Raw genomic sequence first — 16796 nt, forward strand, 5'->3', positions numbered from 1 at the left:
GCGCTCAGTGTGTAGCATTATTGCCATATCTATTAAGCCCGATTGAGTGACAGAATGCAATTCACTAAAATTAATAAATCACGCCATGCGACCTACGTTTTGCACGTACATTTGGTGTTTATCACCAAGTATCGAAAGCCGATATTGGGGGATCTGCATCACGCTTCATTCGGTCAGTGTGCGGCAGAGGTTTGCAGAGATTTTGGTGCGGAACTGAAAGAGTGTGACGGAGAGGTTGATCATGTTCACATGCTGATAGAGTACGGCCCAACAGTGCAGCTATCGGTGCTGGTGAACTCGTTAAAGGCGGTCACATCAAGGCGACTGCGTAATGAATTTCTGGACTTGAGGGGTGCTTACAGCAAACCCGTACTCTGGTCACGCTCTTACTTTGCGGGCTCTTGCGGCGGAGCACCGTTGGAGGTGATCAAGCAATACATTCAAAACCAGCGGGGCTGACGCCCCGGCGAAATTCCCCTCCCACCTACGTCGGAGGGAGTCCCCTTTCGCATTTAAGATGGCTGCAAGCAGCAGGTTATCTCGCTGTCGTCGCGTCACGGGACAACCTCGATGCGGATCACCTGCCAGACCATGTTGTTGTGGATGGCGGACACATCCATGTCGGGATGGGCCGAGAGGGGGACCAGCAGCCAGAGCGGCCCTTTATTGCGACGGGTGAGCGGTTTGTCATCCTGGTAACGCACCAGGGTCAGCGGCACCTTGGCAAACAGGGAGAGATCGACCCGCTGCTGGTAGCCATTGAGTGCGGCAACATCGATGGCGCTGGCACTATCCACCTGCTGCTGCGCCAGCACGCTCTTCAGGGTCGGTCCACGATAGCGGTGAGTGCCGAGGGTCCAGGGCGTCGCCGTCTCGAACTCCACTTGTGGCAAGGCTGCCAACGCCGCCTCATCCAGGGTGATTTCCCGCTTGTCCGGCAGGATCAGTTGCAATAGCGAAGAGGAGGAAGCCTGGGTACCGAACGAGAAAAGCACCAGCAGGAGCGAGGCCATCCCGCGCGTTGGAAAGTTCATGACATGTTGTGCCAACTGCATCTTGAAGTTAGGAGCCAGTGTGGCGATTTCAGTGGGTCAATGCAACTGTGTGAAAAATCAATAATTAGGGGCCCCGCATCTCCATCCAGTTATGGCCCTCGACGGAGAGAGGCTGATGCACTCCGCAACTTTGCAGGAGTTCATCCACAAAAGCGGGCACCAGCAAGGAAGCCGGACCATAACGTTTTTCATCAAACTGGCTGCCCACTTCGCTCGGCTCCAGATTGAGCTCCACCGTATGGGCACCGTTCAGGCCGGCCTCATGGACGAATCCGGCGGCAGGGTAGACCGCCCCGGAGGTCCCGATGGAGATGAAGAGATCGCACTGAGCCAGGGCCGAGTAGATGCGGTCAAGTCCGAGGGGCATCTCCCCGAACCAGACCACATGGGGGCGCAGCGGGTGGGGAAACTGGCAGCAGGAACACAGCTCTTCCTGATGGAGATCCCCGCGCCACTCGATCACCTGACCAGAGCCCGGGCAGCGGGCCTTGAGCAACTCGCCGTGCATGTGGATGAGGTTCTTGCTGCCGGCACTCTCGTGCAGGTTGTCGATGTTCTGGGTGACCAAGGTGACGCGCCCCGGCAGCAGGCGCTCCAGACGGGCCAATGCATAGTGGGCCGGATTGGGGTGGATCTCGGCGCGCTGCAACTGATGGCGCCGTGCATTGTAGAAACATTGTACCAGTTCGGGATCCCGCGCATAGCCTTCAGGGGTGGCCACGTCCTCCACCATGTGCTCTTCCCACAGGCCATCACAGGCCCGGAAGGTCTTGATACCGGATTCGGCCGAGATGCCGGCACCGGTGAGGATCACGATATGTTTGGCTGACTGCACCATGGTTGTTCTCCTCCAACGGGTAACAGGCTGACCTTAGCACAGGAGCAAGAGGCGGCCCATTCGCCCTTGGTCTTAGGCCGATGGGAGCACAAAGCTCGCCATGGGCGCGAGATCCAGCCTGGCAAAGACCATCTCCCGTCCTGTCACCAGGGTAAGCGGCAACCCGAGCCCCTTGAGCAGAGCCAGCATGGGGCGATTCTGGCCGAGCACTTCCGCCGTCCACTCCCGGATCCCCTCCCCGTATGCCAGCCGCGCAAGCGCCAGCAGGATGCGACGCCCGGCGCCGCGATGCTGAAAATGATCCGCGACGATGCAGGAAAACTCGGCCCTGTCCGGGTGCAGGCGCCGGCGAACGGACTGGGCCATGGCAAGCGGCCCCCCCTGCTCGTCGGTCAGCAGCAATCCTATCTGGGGTTCTCTGGGGTAGTCGAGAAAGAAGGCGAGCTGCTCGGCCGTCGCAGGCTGCTTGGCCCGCATGAAGCGCAAATAGACGCTCTGCTCGCTCAAGGCGTCATAGGCCGCGCATATTCGCTTCGGGTCGCTGCCCGCCAGCTCCTGCAAGCGGCAAGTCAGCCCCCCCACCACCATCGTCATCGGCAAGGCGGCCCGTGAGGCGGGAGCCGTCCAACCCGACATTCCCTGCCACAAGCGCGGCTCATCGAGCGGCCAGCAAAGATAGCGAGCCATTTACCAGCGCCCTGCCACGCCGCGATCCTGCCACTGGGCGGCATCCTGCAGGTTGAAGGGGTCGTCGAGGTAGAGCGCGATGCCAAGCTCCCGGGAGCGCTGGATGAAGCGGGCCAGCAAGGAGTCGGCAGCCATCGCCTCCAGTTCGGGCAGCAGGTGTTGCCCGAGCAGCAAGGATTGCAACGGCAGACGCTCGATGAGATCAAACGGCAGGTGCTGGGCATGATCGAGCAGCAGCGCGAGTCTGGCCCCCGCGAGGCTCGCCTGCAGCACCAGGGCGAAACGGTCCGCCTGGCTCAGCAGGTGATCCCGTCGGTGGATGACCAGGGTGAGTTCGCTTGCTTCTCGTCCATGCTGCTCGAGCCAGAGCTTGAGCGGCTCCCAGTGAGGGGAAAGACCGCTCAGGCTCAGCCAGATCGGCAGCGTGCAGGAAGCCGCATCTGCCAGCAGCCCAAGCTGTCCTCTCGCCTCTCCCTGCCAGCTACGCACGGTGCGCTTGAGCCCGCCCAGCCTGCGCTGACGCTGGGGGCCAAGATAGAGCATCTTGAGCAGACGCAGCAGATCGTCGCTTTGCAGCGGCTTGGCCAGGGCGGCCAGCACGTTGAAACCCGCATCGTGCAGGAGACGCCGGGCGCCGTCTATCAGGGTCTGATCATGAGCGGAGAGCAGGATGATGGGCAGACCGCTGTGGCGATACTGGGGATGGCTCATCAGCAGGCTGATGGCATCCTGCTCCGCTAGGCTGAGATCACAGATAAGCAATCTCACGCCCCCCTCTTCCAGCGCCTTGAGGCACCCTTCGCCATCCTGAACCCAGTGGCAGGGCAACCCCAGTCCCTGGATCTCCTGCTGAATGCAGGCTCCCTGGAAGGGGTGATCTTCGAGCAGCAGGATCTGGCACTGGGCGAGCCAGGCACGCCACCCCTGCTCCCGTGCCTGCAACCCCTCGAGCCAGGGATCGCTGAGGCGATAGATCCCCGCCCCGGGAGCCAACAGATGAGGCAGATAGTCGGCCCCCTGATGAGAGGCAGGATCAAACAGGGCGATGGCCCCGGCGGCAAACAGTCCTTCCCATTGCCAGCCGGCATCGGGTCGGGTGCGGTGCAGATTGGCATAGGCCGGCAGGCCCGCTCCCTTGACCGCCAGATGGGAGACGGCGTCCAGGGCATAGACGCTGACCGGGTAAAAAGTTGGCTCCTGGCTGTCATCAGACTCCAGCAAGTCCATCAACTCTTCATCTGTGATGATCATCTCATGCTCTCTCGCCCAGTTGTCGGCAGACCTCTTCCACGCACTGCCTCAAGGCGGCTGCAAGGGGATGTCCGGGGGCCTCCTGCCAACGGTCGATCACCTCTACCAGGGGGGTAGCCCCCACCATTTTGGCGGCCCCCTTCATCTTGTGTAAAGCCGTATTGAGGGCCTTCTCGTCCCCTTGTGTGACACACCGCTCAATGTCGGCCAGATCATGGTGAACCGATGCCAGATAGATGTCTACGAGGGCCGGGCTGAGGGACACGGGCAGGGAAAGGGCTGCCGTTGGCTGCGGTGCCTTCCCCCCGTCATGGGGGCCAAAGACGGTACGAAGCAATACGGCCAGATCCCTGAGCAAGACGGGTTTGTCCAGATGGCCCTGACAGCCGCATTCCGCCAGTCGCTGCGCCGCCTGCTCGCTGAGATCCGCGGTGATCACGTAGACGGGTAGATGCTGCCAGCGTTCATCGGCGTGCAATTGCCTGCAGAGCTCGGCGCCGTCCATCACCGGCATCTGCAGATCCGTCAGCACCAGATCCACCGACTCCGATTGCAGGATCTCCAGTGCCAGACGGCCATTGGCCGCGCTCAATACCCGGGCCCCCAGCTGACCCAGCTGCATGCTGATCAGCATTCTGTTCACCTCGTGATCTTCCACCAGCAGCACCCGCCTGCCTGCCCCCGGCAGGTCCGTGATCTCCTCGGCGCCACGGACGAGTCTGGGCTGCAGCAGGCTGACCACGGAGCCCGGGATCCAGGGTTCCCCCTGCCAGTACCAGGCGCGCAAGCCCCCATCGTCCTGCATGGCCCCAAGGCAAGGTGCCGCCGGATCCTCGGCCACGCCAAACTCTGCGAGCCAGGCCCGCATATATTCGAGCTCCCCGGGCAACAGTTGTAGGGAGACCGTCTTGACGCGCGGTTGCCAGGGCGCCTTCTCCTGCGCATGCCTGAGGGGCAACGAGCAGAGGAAACGGCTACCCCCGCGAGCCAGAGGCTCGACCCGGATCTCGCCCCCCATCTGCTCCATCAACTGGCGGCAGATGGCTAGCCCAAGCCCGGTTCCCTGGGCTCTGGGCTGGCCAGGCTCCTCCCCTTGTTCGAAGGGCAGGAACAACCGGGGCAACAGCTCGGCACTGATCCCGGGCCCCTCGTCGTCCACCCCGCACAAAATCCACTCCCCTTGTCGCCGGGCCCAGAGCACCACCTCTCCCCGCTCGCTGAACTTGATGGCGTTGGAGAGCAGGTTGTGCAGCACCTGTTGCACCCGGTGGGGATCGAGTTCCATCAAGGCGGGCAGCGCCGGGTCGAGCGCCAGGCGCAGTTGCAGATGGCGGGATCGCGCCTTGGACCAGTGCACCGCCGCCACGTGTTCGCACAGCTCCACTAGATCCGTGGGCTGTACAGAGAGGCGCAACTGACGCGTCTCGTTGCGGCTGAAGTCGAGCACGTCGTTGAGCAGCCCGAGCAGTTCATTGCCCGCCTGCCTGACATGGGCCAGAGCCGAGGCCTGCTCTGCATTGAGTCCGGTCTGCTCGAGCCACTCCAGCAAGCCGAGCATGGCGTTCATGGGGGTGCGGATCTCGTGGCTCACGGCGGCCAGGAAGCGCCCCTTGGCAAGCACGGCCTGCTGGGCCTGCTCGTGGGAAAGCTGCAGGGAGTGCTCCTGCTCCACCCTGGCCGTCACATCCTGCACCACCCCGTAGATCCGCCACCCCTCCCCCTGACGGCGCCCCCTGCCGGAAAATTGCAGCCAGCGGGTTCCCTTGGCGGGGTGCTGATAGCGCAGCAGATGGGAGAAAGGTCGCCCGGCTTGCAGCATGGCCAGCATGGGGGCTCGCATCTCGCGCCTGTCCTGGTGGGAGATGCGAGTCAGGGTCTCGTTGGGATTGACCCGGATCTGCTGGCTCGCCAGCCCCAGCAGTTCGTGACTGCCCCGGCTCACAAACTCCACCCGGGTGATGGCTCCCCCCAGCAGGGTGAATTGCAGCACCACACCGGGCACCGTATTGGTGAGGGCGCGCAGGCGCCGCTCTGCCTGACGCAGCAGGCGGGTACGCTCGCGCAGGGCGCTGATGTCGGAGAGGGCGATAAGATCCCCTGCCGGTGCCTGGGGGCCCAGTCGCAAGGGGATCTGGGCATAGGAGTAGACCTGCTCGTGCAGCGCCAGCTCCCCTTCGGCGCCCTGCAACTGTGGCGCGGGCAGCACCAGATCGGCGGCGTAGCGCGCCTCCATGCGCTTGGCCCGCTTGTTGCGCTTGATCACCTCCCCTTTGTCATTGCGCAAGAACACGGGCACGGGGAGCGCCTGGAAGAGAGACTCCCTGAACTTGCTTTCCAGCGCCAGCGCCTGCTCTACCTTGTGACGCTCGCGGGCCTCCTGGGCCAGTTGCTGGCGGGAACGCCAGACTGACCAGATCACCGCCATGCTGATCAGCAGTGCCAGCAACACGGAGCCAAGCCAGAAACCGTAGCTGACCCCTTCCTGCTGGTTGACCACCAGGCGACGCCAGCGTTGCACCAGCTCGTCCACCTGCCGATCATTGAGGGTCATCAGGCTCTGATCCAGCACCCCTGCCAGGCTGGTCTGTTCCGGCCGGATGGCAAAACCGAGGCCGAAACGCTCCGGCAATTCGGTGATGGTCAGCTCGCTCAACTGGTTGTTTCGAATGGGATATTGGAGCTGGTACAACTCCGCCAGCATGGCCTGGGCATCCCCATGCCGCACCGCCGCCAATCCCTGCAGCAGGTTGTCGGTCACCTCCCACTCATGCTGGCCGAACCGGGCAAGCAGGCCGGGATCATAGAGCATTCTCGGGACCACCACCTTGCCACTGACGTCCGCGAGGGAGGCAGGCCCCCTCTTGCTGCGACTGACCAGAGCATAGCGGCTGGTCGCCACCATCCGGGTGAAGTCGAACTCCTTGTTCAGGGCGGCGGACTCCATCAGCCCGACCATCATGGCGGCATCGCCACTGCGCAGCAATGCCAACGCCTCCTCCCGGCTGGCGGCGGGTACCAGCTCGAAGCGCAGCCCTGTCTGCCGACTCACTTCCCGCAAGACATCCGCACTCCAGCCAATGAGCTCTCCCTGCTGGTTGACACCGCTGTATGGCATGAAGCCGGGATCCGCCACCATCTTGATGGTGTGGGCCTTGCCGACCAGCCAGGCCTGCTCCTTGTCGGTAAAATGCAGAGGATTCACATCCTGCTCACCCTGAGGCAGATACTTGCCCAGATCCCGGTAGAGACTGCCCGGCGGCAAATAGCGGATGGCCGTATCCACCAGCTCCAGCAACTCGGGCTGGTTGCGCATCATCAGCCGGTAACTGATGACCAGATCATCGCTGCGAAGACGACGAAGGCGCAGCCCTTCATCCGGGAATTCCCGCATCAGGTAGCGCAGTTGCAGATAATCGCCGAGATAGGCGCTGCCCTTGCCGGCCACCAGGGCACCATACCAGTTCTCGGCATCGGTCAGCTGTTGCTGGGATGAACCTGGATAGAGACGCTTCAGGATCTCCTGGGCCTGCCAGATAGGTGACACCAGAAACTGCGCCTGATCGAGCTCACCCCGATAGAGGATGGCGGACTCCGCTTCCATCATGGCCCGGCTCAAGACGGTATCGCTCGAGTTCGACCGGGCAGGCCCGACGTGAGGAATGAGATCGCAGCGCCCGTTCAGCAGATCCTGCGTCATGGCTGCCCAGCTCGGCCGCTTCTCGACATGCACCGGTACCGGCAACAGCTCTGCCAACCGCGTCATGCGATCGATAAGCAGGCCCCCCTCCGCCTCCAGATAGGGAGGACGTTGCAGGGCCGGGTAACAGAAGGTCAGTCCGGTGAGCGAATCGGCATAAGCCTGGGCACCCGGTGACAGCGGGAGTATGGCGGCACGCAGTGGCAAGGCCAGCAGCGCGCCGGACAACAGAAGGATTTTTATCATCGGAATGGAAAAGCCAGGCGATTGCCTGGCTTTTTGTCACTCGTTGGGTTCAACATTTTCTACCCTGGCCTTGAGCTTCTGGCCGGGCCGGAAGGTCACCACGCGACGGGCGCTGATGGGAATATCCTCCCCCGTCTTGGGGTTGCGTCCGGGACGCTGGTTCTTCTCGCGAAGATCGAAGTTACCGAAGCCGGAAATCTTGACCTGTTCGCCACGCTCGAGCGCCTGTCTGATCTCCTCAAAGAAGGCTTCCACCATATCTTTGGCTTCACGCTTGCTCATCCCGAGCTGGGTGAACAGGTGCTCTGCAATGTCGGCTTTGGTAAGCGCCATAGATCAATCCCTCAAGGATGCATTCAACTCTTCACCGAGGGCCCGCACGACATTGTCCACGGTCTCGGCGATCTCTTTCTCCTCCAGGGTGCGCTGGGTGTCTTGCAACACCAGGCTGATGGCCAGGCTCTTCTTGTCCTCTGCCATACCAGCGCCCTGGTATACGTCGAACAAGTTTATTCCAACTAACTGATTTCCGCCAACTTTTTTAATTACTGCCAGAACGTCGCCTGCCAGGATCTGTCTGTCAACCACCACGGCGATGTCGCGACGGTTGGCCGGGAACTTGGATACTTCGGCAGCAACCGGCACCTTGGCCGGCGTCAGTTTGTCCAGCTCCAGCTCGAACATGACAGCGCGGCTCTTGAGCCCCAGCTTCTTCTCGAGGCTCGGATGGATCACGCCGATGTGGCCGATCACGACGCCATTACGCAGAATGGCTGCGCTCTGGCCCGGATGCAGGGCACTGTGCTCGGTGCGCTCGAAGGTGAAGGTAGCCCCTTCGGCAGTCAGATCCAGTACCGCTTCCAGGTCACCCTTCAGATCGAAGAAGTCGACGGGACGGGCCTTGACATCCCAGTGCTCGTCCCCCTGGTTGCCGGTGATGATGCCGGCCAGCATGGGTTCCTGACGGATGCCGTTCTCGGCATTCTCGTCCTTGATGAAACGCAGGCCCTGCTCAAACAGGCGCACGCGTGGCTGCTGACGGTTCTGGTTGTAGACCACCGCCTGCACCAGACCCGGGAACAGAGAGACGCGCATGGCGGACATCTCGACCGAGATCGGGTTCGGCAGCACGATGGCATCGCTCTGCGGGAACAGGGTTTGCTGGGTCTTGGGATCGACGAAGCTGTAGGTGATCGCTTCCTGGAAACCGCGATCAACCAGCAGGTCGCGTACCCGCTTCAGGGTCACCTGCCCTTCAGCCTGCTCCACCATCGCCAGAGAGGCGGCGGGTTTCAGGTTCGGGATGTTGTTGTAGCCGTAGATGCGGGCCACTTCCTCGATGAGGTCTTCCTCGATGGCGATGTCGAAACGCCAGGAGGGAGCCAGCGCGGTCCAGCCGTCAGTATCCACGGTTACCTGCATGCCCAGACGAGTCAGAATTTCGACCACCTGCGCATCCGCCACGCTGATGCCGATCACCTTGTCGAGCTTGGTGCGGCGCAGCTTGATGGGGGCAGCCTTGGGCAAATGGGCATCGGATTTGACTTCGATGACCGGACCCGCTTCACCGCCGCAGATGTCCAGCAGCAGACGGGTGGCACGATCCATCACCTTGGCCTGCAGCTCGGGATCCACCCCGCGCTCGAAGCGGTGGGAAGAATCGGTATGCAGACCGTAGGCACGGGCACGGCCGGTGATGGAGAGCGGCGCGAAGAAGGCGCACTCCAGCAGGATGTCGGTGGTGGTCTCGGAGACACCGGTGCGATCGCCGCCGAAGATGCCGGCCATGCAGGCAGGGCCTTTGGCATCGGCAATCACGAGCGTGGTCTCTTTGAGCTTCACCTCGTTGCCATCGAGCAGGGTCATGGGCTCGTCGGCCTTGGCGCGACGCACCACCAGTTCCCCTTCAAGCGTCGCCAGGTCGAAGGCGTGCATCGGCTGGCCGTATTCCAGCAGCAGGTAGTTGGTGATGTCAACGATGGCGTCGATGGAACGAATACCGCCACGGCGCAGCTTCTCCTGCATCCAGAGCGGGCTCTGGGCGTGCAGGTTCAGCCCCTTGATGACACGGCCGAGATAACGGGGGCAATCTGCCGACGCTTCAACCCGGATCGGGAAGGTTGCATCGATAGTGGCAACAGCCGGCGCCCAGGTCGGCTCGACCACGTCCACGCTGTTGAGCACGCCGATTTCACGGGCAAGACCCGCGATGCCGAGGCAGTCGGCACGGTTCGGGGTCAGATCCACATCGATGCTGACGTCGTTGAGCGCGAGGTATTCACGGATATCGGTCCCGATGGGGGCATCCAGCGGCAGCTCGATGATGCCATCGGCTTCGACGTCGATGCCCAGCTCGCTGAAGGAACAGAGCATGCCGTGGGACGGCTGGCCGCGCAGCTTGGCTTTCTTGATGGTGAAATCACCCGGCAGGGTCGCCCCGACCTTGGCCACGCACACTTTGAGGCCGGCGCGGCAGTTCGGCGCACCGCAGACGATGTCCAGCAGCTCGGCCTCGCCCACATTGACCTTGGTCACCCGCAGCTTGTCGGCGTCCGGGTGCTGGGCGCACTCGACCACTTCACCCACCACCACATTGTTGAACTGGCCGGCTACAGCTTCCACGGCGTCCACTTCCAGACCGGCCATGGTGATCTGCTCGGCCAGTGCATTGTCACTCAACTCGGTGCGGACCCACTCCATCACCCAGGATTTACTGAATTTCATGTTCTCTCGCCCTTACTTGAACTGCTTGAGGAAGCGCAGGTCGTTTTCGAAGAAGGCACGCAGGTCATTGACCCCGTAACGCAGCATGGTCAGGCGCTCAACGCCCATGCCGAAGGCAAAGCCGGAGTATTTTTCCGGATCGATGCCGACCGAACGCAGCACGTTCGGGTGCACCATGCCGCAGCCCAGCACTTCCAGCCACTTGCCGTTTTTGCCCATCACGTCCACTTCGGCGCTCGGCTCGGTGAACGGGAAATAGGAAGGACGGAAGCGAATCGTCAAGTCTTCCTCGAAGTAGTTGCGCAGGAAGTCGTGCAGGATGCCTTTCAACTCGGTGAAGCTGGCATGCTCGTCAACCAGCAGGCCTTCGACCTGGTGGAACATCGGGGTGTGGGTCATGTCGTAGTCGTTACGATAGACGCGGCCCGGCGCGATGATGCGGATCGGCGGCTGCTGATGTTCCATGGTGCGGATCTGCACACCGGAGGTGTGGGTACGCAGCATCAGATCAGGATCGAAGTAGAAGGTGTCGTGATCGGTACGCGCCGGGTGGTGAGCCGGGATATTCAGCGCATCGAAGTTGTGGAAGCCATCTTCAATCTCGGGACCACGGGCAACCTTGAAGCCCATCTCGCCAAACAGGCGCTCGATGCGCTCGATGGTGCGGGTCACCGGGTGCAGACCGCCATTCTCGATGCGGCGGCCCGGCAGGCTGACGTCGATGGTCGCGGCGGCCAGCTTCTGGTTCAGCACGGCGACTTCGAGGGCTTCACGACGCGCGTTTAGGGCATCCTGAACCTGCTGTTTGGCCTGGTTGATCACGGCGCCCGCTGCGGGACGCTCTTCAGCGGACAGGGCACCCAGTCCCTTCATCTGCTCGGTAAAAAAGCCCTTTTTACCCAGATATTTGACCCGGATTTCGTCGAGGGCGGCGATGTCGCTCACGCCCTCAATTTCGGCCTTGGCCTGGCCGACTACTTCTTCAAGCTGTTGCATGTCTTCCTCGTCACCACTCCCGGAACAGGAGCCTTTAGGCTAAATAAGGTCAAGAGGGGAATAATACAAAAAAAGCCCCTTGGCTGACCATAGTTATGACGGGCTTTTCTCCCTGCAAATCATTTTGTTATATGGATAAAGCCACAAGCCAGATGCAACAGGATTAAGACAAGCGTCGTTTGTTCTAGTTTGTTGGCATATGGAAGGATAAAGCATTCATGAACCTGGCATGCTACCTGCCTACGCTCAAAAATGAGCAACAAAAAAGGAGGCCTGAGCCTCCTTTATTTTTATAACAGAGCTGGATTAGACCAGAGCTGCTTTAGCTTTTTCAACCAGGGCGGTGAAAGCCAGCTTGTCGTGAACGGCGATATCGGACAGGATCTTGCGATCGATCTCGATGGAAGCCTTCTTCAGACCGTCGATCAGACGGCTGTAGGACAGACCGTTCTGACGGGCTGCAGCGTTGATACGCGCAATCCACAGTTGACGGAACTGACGCTTCTTCTGGCGACGGTCACGGTAGGCATACTGACCAGCTTTGGTTACCGCTTGTACCGCTACGCGGTAGACACGGGAACGGGCGCCGTAGTAACCCTTGGCGGCTTTCATTACTTTCTTGTGACGAGCGCGAGCGGTCACACCACGTTTAACTCTTGGCATTTTTCACATCCCCCCTTATGCGTACGGCAGACAAGCGACAACACGTTTGTGGTCGGCAGCGGAAACAAAGAACTTCGGTCCCAGCTGACGCTTACGCTTGCTGCTCTTCTTGGTCAGGATGTGACGCAGGTGGTTGTGCTTGCACTTGAAGCGACCTGAGCCAGTCTTCTTGAAGCGCTTTGCGGCGCCCCGGTTGGTTTTCATCTTCGGCATTTCATACTCCGCATTGTGAGTGACAACAAAATCGCAAGGCGAACCGACTCATGGGGCCAGCCCCATGAGTCAATTTCTTGTGGGCCTTAAGATTTCTTCTTGGGTGCGAGGACCATCACAGCTTGACGGCCTTCGACTTTCGGGAACGATTCGACTACGGCCAGCTCTTCCAGATCGTTCTTGACGCGCTCGAGAACCTTGATACCAAGATCCTGGTGGGCCATTTCACGACCACGGAAGCGCAGGGTGACCTTTGCCTTGTCCCCGTCTTCCAGAAAGCGAACCAGGTTGCGTAGTTTTACCTGATAGTCGCCTTCGTCGGTGCCAGGACGGAATTTGATTTCCTTGACCTGGACGACTTTCTGCTTTTTCTTCTGTTCTTTGGTGGTCTTGCTCTTTTCGTAGAGGAATTTGCCGTAATCCATGATCCGGCAAACGGGCGGCTCAGCGTTCGGACTGATCTCGACCAGATCCACTCCTGCCTCAAGGGCCAAGTTCAGCGCATCCTGAATGGAGGTGATGCCAATGGCTTCACCATCCAGACCAGTCAGACGAACTTCTTTCAGACGGATCTCTTCATTGATCCGGTGAGCGCGGGCTTGCGGTTGCTTGCCCAGTTTTTTTCCGCCTTTTATAGCTTATTCCTCCACTTTCTTTTGTCCGCGGGTCTGAACTTCCTGGGTCAACAGAGCAATCAGCTCTTCAACAGGATAAGAGCCCAGGTCAGCCCCTTTACGAGTACGCACTGCAATCTTGCCGGCTTCTACTTCTTTGTCGCCGCAGACCAGCATGAAGGGTACTCGCTTCAAAGTATGCTCGCGGATTTTAAAGCCAATCTTCTCATTTCTCAAGTCCGCTTTTGCGCGAAGGCCCGCATCATTCAATGCCTTGGCAACTTTCACCGCATAATCGGCCTGGTTATCCGTGATATTCATGACCACGGCCTGAGTCGGTGCCAGCCAGGTCGGGAACAGACCGGCGTACTCTTCCGTCAGGATCCCGATGAAGCGCTCCAGCGAGCCCAGAATGGCGCGGTGGATCATCACGGGGATGTGGCGCTCGTTGTCTTCGCCCACATAGGTGGCGCCAAGACGGCCCGGCAGGGCAAAGTCGAGCTGCACGGTACCACACTGCCAGGCACGATCAAGGCAATCGTGCAGGGTGAACTCGATCTTGGGACCGTAGAAAGCCCCCTCGCCCGGTTGCAGGTCGTACTTCAGGCCGTTGAGTTCCAGCGCCTCGGCCAGCGCGGCCTCGGCACGATCCCAGGCTTCATCAGAGCCGATACGCTGCTCCGGACGGGTCGAGAGCTTGACCACGATGTTTTCGAAACCGAAGGTGCCGTAGACGTCATAGACCATGCGGATGCACGCAGACACCTCTTCCATGATCTGCTCTTCGGTACAGAAGATGTGGGCGTCATCCTGGGTGAAACCCCGTACCCGCATCAGGCCGTGCAGGGAGCCTGACGGCTCGTTGCGGTGGCAGGAGCCGAACTCGGCCATGCGCAGCGGCAGATCGCGGTAGGATTTCAGACCCTGGTTGAAAATCTGCACGTGACCCGGGCAGTTCATCGGCTTGATGGCGTACTCGCGGTTTTCGGACTGGGTGGTGAACATGGCCTGGGCGTATTTTTCCCAGTGACCTGAACGCTCCCACAGCACGCGATCCATCATGAAGGGGCCTTTCACTTCCTGATAGTCGTACTCTTTGAGCTTGCCACGGATGAAGGTTTCCAGCTCGCGGAAAATGGTCCAGCCATCGTTGTGCCAGAACACCATGCCCGGCGCTTCTTCCTGCATGTGGTACAGGTCGAGCTGCTTGCCGATCTTGCGGTGGTCGCGCTTGGCGGCCTCTTCCAGACGCTGCAAATAGGCCTTGAGCTGCTTCTTGTCGGCCCAGGCGGTGCCGTAGATGCGCTGCAGCATCTTGTTGTTGGAGTCGCCGCGCCAGTAGGCGCCGGACATCTTCTGCAACTTGAAGTGGTGGCAATGACGCATGTTGGGCACGTGCGGGCCGCGACACATGTCGATGTACTCTTCGTGATGATACAGACCGGGCTGGTCATCACGGGCAATGTTCTGATCCAGGATCTCGACCTTGTAGGTCTCGCCACGGGCTTCGAACACGTCACGTGCTTCCTGCCAGGAGACCTTCTTCTTGATGACGTCGTAATCCTTGGCGGCCAGCGCCAGCATGCGCTCTTCCAGGGCAGCCAGATCTTCGTCGGTCAGGGTGCGGTCGAGATCGATGTCATAGTAGAAACCGTTGTCGATGACGGGACCGATGGCCATCTTGGTCTGGGGCCAGAGTTGCTTGATGGCATGACCCAGCAGGTGAGCACAGGAGTGGCGCAGAATGTCCAGACCTTCTTCGTCTTTGGCGGTGATGATGGCCAGGGAGGCATCGGTTTCGATCAGCTCACAGGCATCCACCAGTTCACCGTTTACCCGACCGGCAATGCACGCCTTGGCGAGACCGGGACCGATGTCCGCGGCCACATCCATGACGGAAACGGCGTGGGCAAATTGACGTTGGCTGCCGTCAGGCAGAGTAATGATTGGCATTAGGTGTTTCCTTATACAGTGGTGACCCCTACCAAAGGCCACATGCAGGTTGGAGAAACCCTTTCATGTCCAGCTGTTCACTCCCGAGTTTCACCGTTCACAATACGGTTGGTACACGGCAGTGGCACACCATATGGCGTGTGCAAGGCCATCCATTGAGAGGTACAGCGGGGGATTGTATCAGACGCGACAACCCAGACAAGCTGTCTTGGCGATTTTGCATACCGTCTAAGCGCGGGTGTCAACCTGTCCTACTTGCGAGGGCGCCCTTCTGCTGCCATACCCTGTACCAGATTGAGGCGTCAGCCAAAGCAAGGAGAGCATGATGTACACCTACGACATTTCATTTCCGGAGCATGCAGAAAAGCTGGTTCATCCGGATCACCTTCTCACGACTCACTGTCCCGTCCATATCGGTGAGCTGGTGATCCTGGGCGATGGCAGCAAGCGGGAGGTATGCAGCATCGTCCACAGTGCCGAGCGCAGTACCCTCTATGTCACCGACGTGACGCCCGGCAAAGTCACCGCCAGCCGTTGATCCCTAACCGGCGTTCAGAAAAGAGTGGCCATTGAAATCGAAGGCGCTGCGCCCCTCCTCGGCCAGCGCCATCTCCTGCAACACCTGGAGTGCCATCTTGTTGCCCTTTTGCGAGGCCTGATAGAGCCACTGCTTCGCCTCGGCCAGTTCAACCCGCCCGTTGACCCCCATCAGTTGCAGGATGCCCACCTTCAGCATGGCGGGCACATCACCGTTCCTGGCTGCCAGCTCCATCCAGCGAAACGCCTCGTGCAGATCCCGCTTCACCCCGGCCCCGCGCAGATAGACCTCTCCCAGCCGATACTGGCCGAAAGCGTCCCCCGCCTGCGCAGCCTGACGATAGAGTCGGATGGCGCGATCCATATCCTGCTCGCTCCCCTGCCCCACTTCATGGCTCCAACCCATCAGCGCCTGTGCCCGTGGCTGGCCCTGCTCCGCCAGCGGCGTCCAGATCCGGGTCGCCTCATCAAAGTGCCCTGTCCGCCAGGCGCGGTTGGCCGCCGCCAGCTCCTGCTCAGTGGAGAGCGGGATCAGACGCCAGATGACCAGCGCAATGAGGGCGATGAAGAGCCAGCGGGCGATAGTAGGTTGCATGACATTTTCCGTGATCTGGTTCGCATTTCGTCTATGTAAACGAAATGTAGCAACAGATCAAGCAGGAGATCACCTGGGTTCACCCTCTTTCATGGGGTCGCTCTTTGCGAACTTGCAGTTTGACGGGCGACACAGCAAAATAACTGTATATATAAACAGTGCATTGGTGATGTGATGGCAGGACGAGGCGCGAACCACAATGTCGAGCACCGCTTCAGCGGCCCGCAAATAGAAACCGTTGACGACGGCTGGAGTCAGAGCGACTGGGACGCGGCATTTGCCGCCAGCGCTCCCCGCACCGAGGTGACGGAGATCAGCGCCCGCAGCATCATCAGCTACAACGATTCGCCGGATCTTCCCTTCAGTCGCTCCATCAATCCCTATCAGGGGTGCGAGCTTGACATCCTCCCCCACCTTAGCGCTTCGCGTCACAGGAGGGGGATTCCCATTACTGGGTGATAGCTGCTCGCGCAGTACCGGGTTCCTGCTTCATCGGGCGGCCTGATTGCACCGCGCCTCCACAGGCTAAAACGGCGTGTCCCGCCGCTAAAATATTGCGAGCGCCGTTCACATCGGCGTTTGCCTCATAACCACACGCAGCGCATTTAAACTGGCTTTGCGTCTGGCGGTTATCCTTCGCAGTATGCCCACAACAGGCGCACTGCTGGCTCGTGTAGGCCGGGTTTATCGCCAACACCTGACCGCCTCGCCATGCCTGCTTATATTC

General features: G+C 60.4%; 16 protein-coding genes and 1 pseudogene. 3 read left to right on the plus strand and 14 right to left on the minus strand.

Going from position 1 to position 16796, the window contains the following annotated elements:
- Positions 1-54: 54 nt before the first annotated feature.
- Entirely contained in the window at positions 55-459 is a 405-nt protein-coding gene (gene tnpA, locus MUW49_RS05925) for an IS200/IS605 family transposase (protein WP_244812516.1), read from the plus strand.
- A 95-nt stretch (positions 460-554) separates the two neighbouring features.
- Here tnpA and MUW49_RS05930 read toward each other — a convergent pair whose 3' ends face one another.
- From MUW49_RS05930 to thrS, 12 genes are all read right to left on the minus strand, one after another.
- Positions 555-1013 (minus strand): hypothetical protein, encoded by a 459-nt coding sequence (locus MUW49_RS05930; RefSeq protein WP_080989932.1) that lies wholly within the window; start codon positions 1011-1013, stop codon positions 555-557.
- Between the two features lie 106 nt (positions 1014-1119).
- Positions 1120-1893 (minus strand): Sir2 family NAD+-dependent deacetylase, encoded by a 774-nt coding sequence (cobB, locus tag MUW49_RS05935; protein ID WP_161648235.1) that lies wholly within the window; start codon positions 1891-1893, stop codon positions 1120-1122.
- A 72-nt stretch (positions 1894-1965) separates the two neighbouring features.
- Positions 1966-2580 (minus strand): GNAT family N-acetyltransferase, encoded by a 615-nt coding sequence (locus tag MUW49_RS05940; RefSeq protein WP_052815379.1) that lies wholly within the window; start codon positions 2578-2580, stop codon positions 1966-1968.
- Positions 2581-3831: a response regulator gene (locus MUW49_RS05945; RefSeq protein WP_052815378.1), complete on the minus strand. Its 1251-nt coding sequence runs from the start codon at positions 3829-3831 to the stop codon at positions 2581-2583. It abuts the gene before it with no gap.
- Between the two features lies 1 nt (position 3832).
- A complete protein-coding gene (locus tag MUW49_RS05950; RefSeq protein ID WP_114522999.1) occupies positions 3833-7756 on the minus strand; it encodes a transporter substrate-binding domain-containing protein in 3924 nt (1307 codons plus the stop codon).
- Positions 7757-7810: 54 nt separating this feature from the next.
- Positions 7811-8107, minus strand: coding sequence for an integration host factor subunit alpha (gene ihfA, locus MUW49_RS05955; protein ID WP_005300715.1), 297 nt, complete (start codon positions 8105-8107; stop codon positions 7811-7813).
- 3 nt (positions 8108-8110) lie between these two features.
- Positions 8111-10498: a phenylalanine--tRNA ligase subunit beta gene (gene pheT / locus MUW49_RS05960; protein WP_041211446.1), complete on the minus strand. Its 2388-nt coding sequence runs from the start codon at positions 10496-10498 to the stop codon at positions 8111-8113.
- Between the two features lie 12 nt (positions 10499-10510).
- On the minus strand, positions 10511-11494 hold the full coding sequence (pheS, locus tag MUW49_RS05965; protein WP_114522998.1) for a phenylalanine--tRNA ligase subunit alpha: 984 nt from the start codon (positions 11492-11494) through the stop codon (positions 10511-10513).
- Between the two features lie 306 nt (positions 11495-11800).
- Positions 11801-12157: a 50S ribosomal protein L20 gene (rplT, locus tag MUW49_RS05970; RefSeq protein WP_010674800.1), complete on the minus strand. Its 357-nt coding sequence runs from the start codon at positions 12155-12157 to the stop codon at positions 11801-11803.
- Positions 12158-12172: 15 nt separating this feature from the next.
- Positions 12173-12370, minus strand: coding sequence for a 50S ribosomal protein L35 (rpmI, locus tag MUW49_RS05975; RefSeq protein WP_005300673.1), 198 nt, complete (start codon positions 12368-12370; stop codon positions 12173-12175).
- 86 nt (positions 12371-12456) lie between these two features.
- Positions 12457-12987: a translation initiation factor IF-3 gene (gene infC, locus MUW49_RS05980; protein ID WP_185219337.1), complete on the minus strand. Its 531-nt coding sequence runs from the start codon at positions 12985-12987 to the stop codon at positions 12457-12459.
- A 21-nt stretch (positions 12988-13008) separates the two neighbouring features.
- Positions 13009-14937, minus strand: coding sequence for a threonine--tRNA ligase (thrS, locus tag MUW49_RS05985; protein ID WP_052815417.1), 1929 nt, complete (start codon positions 14935-14937; stop codon positions 13009-13011).
- A gap of 325 nt (positions 14938-15262) precedes the next feature.
- Here thrS and MUW49_RS05990 point away from each other — a divergent pair, with 325 nt between their 5' ends.
- Positions 15263-15475, plus strand: a complete 213-nt coding sequence (locus tag MUW49_RS05990) for a hypothetical protein (protein ID WP_010674802.1) — start codon at positions 15263-15265, stop codon at positions 15473-15475.
- Positions 15476-15478: 3 nt separating this feature from the next.
- Here the strand turns inward: MUW49_RS05990 and MUW49_RS05995 are convergent, their stop codons facing one another.
- Positions 15479-16069 (minus strand): tetratricopeptide repeat protein, encoded by a 591-nt coding sequence (locus tag MUW49_RS05995; protein ID WP_052815418.1) that lies wholly within the window; start codon positions 16067-16069, stop codon positions 15479-15481.
- 174 nt (positions 16070-16243) lie between these two features.
- Between MUW49_RS05995 and MUW49_RS06000 the strand changes: the two are divergent.
- Positions 16244-16465, plus strand: a pseudogene (locus tag MUW49_RS06000) (radical SAM protein); the annotation flags it as partial.
- A gap of 52 nt (positions 16466-16517) precedes the next feature.
- Here the strand turns inward: MUW49_RS06000 and MUW49_RS06005 are convergent.
- Positions 16518-16796: transposase (locus MUW49_RS06005; protein WP_244812517.1), on the minus strand; the 279-nt coding region annotated here is incomplete at its 5' end.

This window comes from Aeromonas sp. LsrichE-8G, assembly GCF_022869435.1.
In the GTDB taxonomy this organism is placed as follows: Bacteria; Pseudomonadota; Gammaproteobacteria; order Enterobacterales; family Aeromonadaceae; genus Aeromonas; species Aeromonas caviae.

Coding starts and splice junctions, on each gene's coding strand:
- ihfA (WP_005300715.1), bottom strand. CDS start 8,107: ATGGCGCTTACCAAAGCCGACATTGCAGAGCACCTGTTCACCCAGCTC.
- tnpA (WP_244812516.1), top strand. CDS start 55: ATGCAATTCACTAAAATTAATAAATCACGCCATGCGACCTACGTTTTG.
- MUW49_RS05995 (WP_052815418.1), bottom strand. CDS start 16,069: ATGCAACCTACTATCGCCCGCTGGCTCTTCATCGCCCTCATTGCGCTG.
- pheT (WP_041211446.1), bottom strand. CDS start 10,498: ATGAAATTCAGTAAATCCTGGGTGATGGAGTGGGTCCGCACCGAGTTG.
- pheS (WP_114522998.1), bottom strand. CDS start 11,494: ATGCAACAGCTTGAAGAAGTAGTCGGCCAGGCCAAGGCCGAAATTGAG.
- MUW49_RS05930 (WP_080989932.1), bottom strand. CDS start 1,013: ATGGCCTCGCTCCTGCTGGTGCTTTTCTCGTTCGGTACCCAGGCTTCC.
- cobB (WP_161648235.1), bottom strand. CDS start 1,893: ATGGTGCAGTCAGCCAAACATATCGTGATCCTCACCGGTGCCGGCATC.
- MUW49_RS05940 (WP_052815379.1), bottom strand. CDS start 2,580: ATGGCTCGCTATCTTTGCTGGCCGCTCGATGAGCCGCGCTTGTGGCAG.
- MUW49_RS05990 (WP_010674802.1), top strand. CDS start 15,263: ATGTACACCTACGACATTTCATTTCCGGAGCATGCAGAAAAGCTGGTT.
- MUW49_RS05945 (WP_052815378.1), bottom strand. CDS start 3,831: ATGATCATCACAGATGAAGAGTTGATGGACTTGCTGGAGTCTGATGAC.
- rpmI (WP_005300673.1), bottom strand. CDS start 12,370: ATGCCGAAGATGAAAACCAACCGGGGCGCCGCAAAGCGCTTCAAGAAG.
- thrS (WP_052815417.1), bottom strand. CDS start 14,937: ATGCCAATCATTACTCTGCCTGACGGCAGCCAACGTCAATTTGCCCAC.
- rplT (WP_010674800.1), bottom strand. CDS start 12,157: ATGCCAAGAGTTAAACGTGGTGTGACCGCTCGCGCTCGTCACAAGAAA.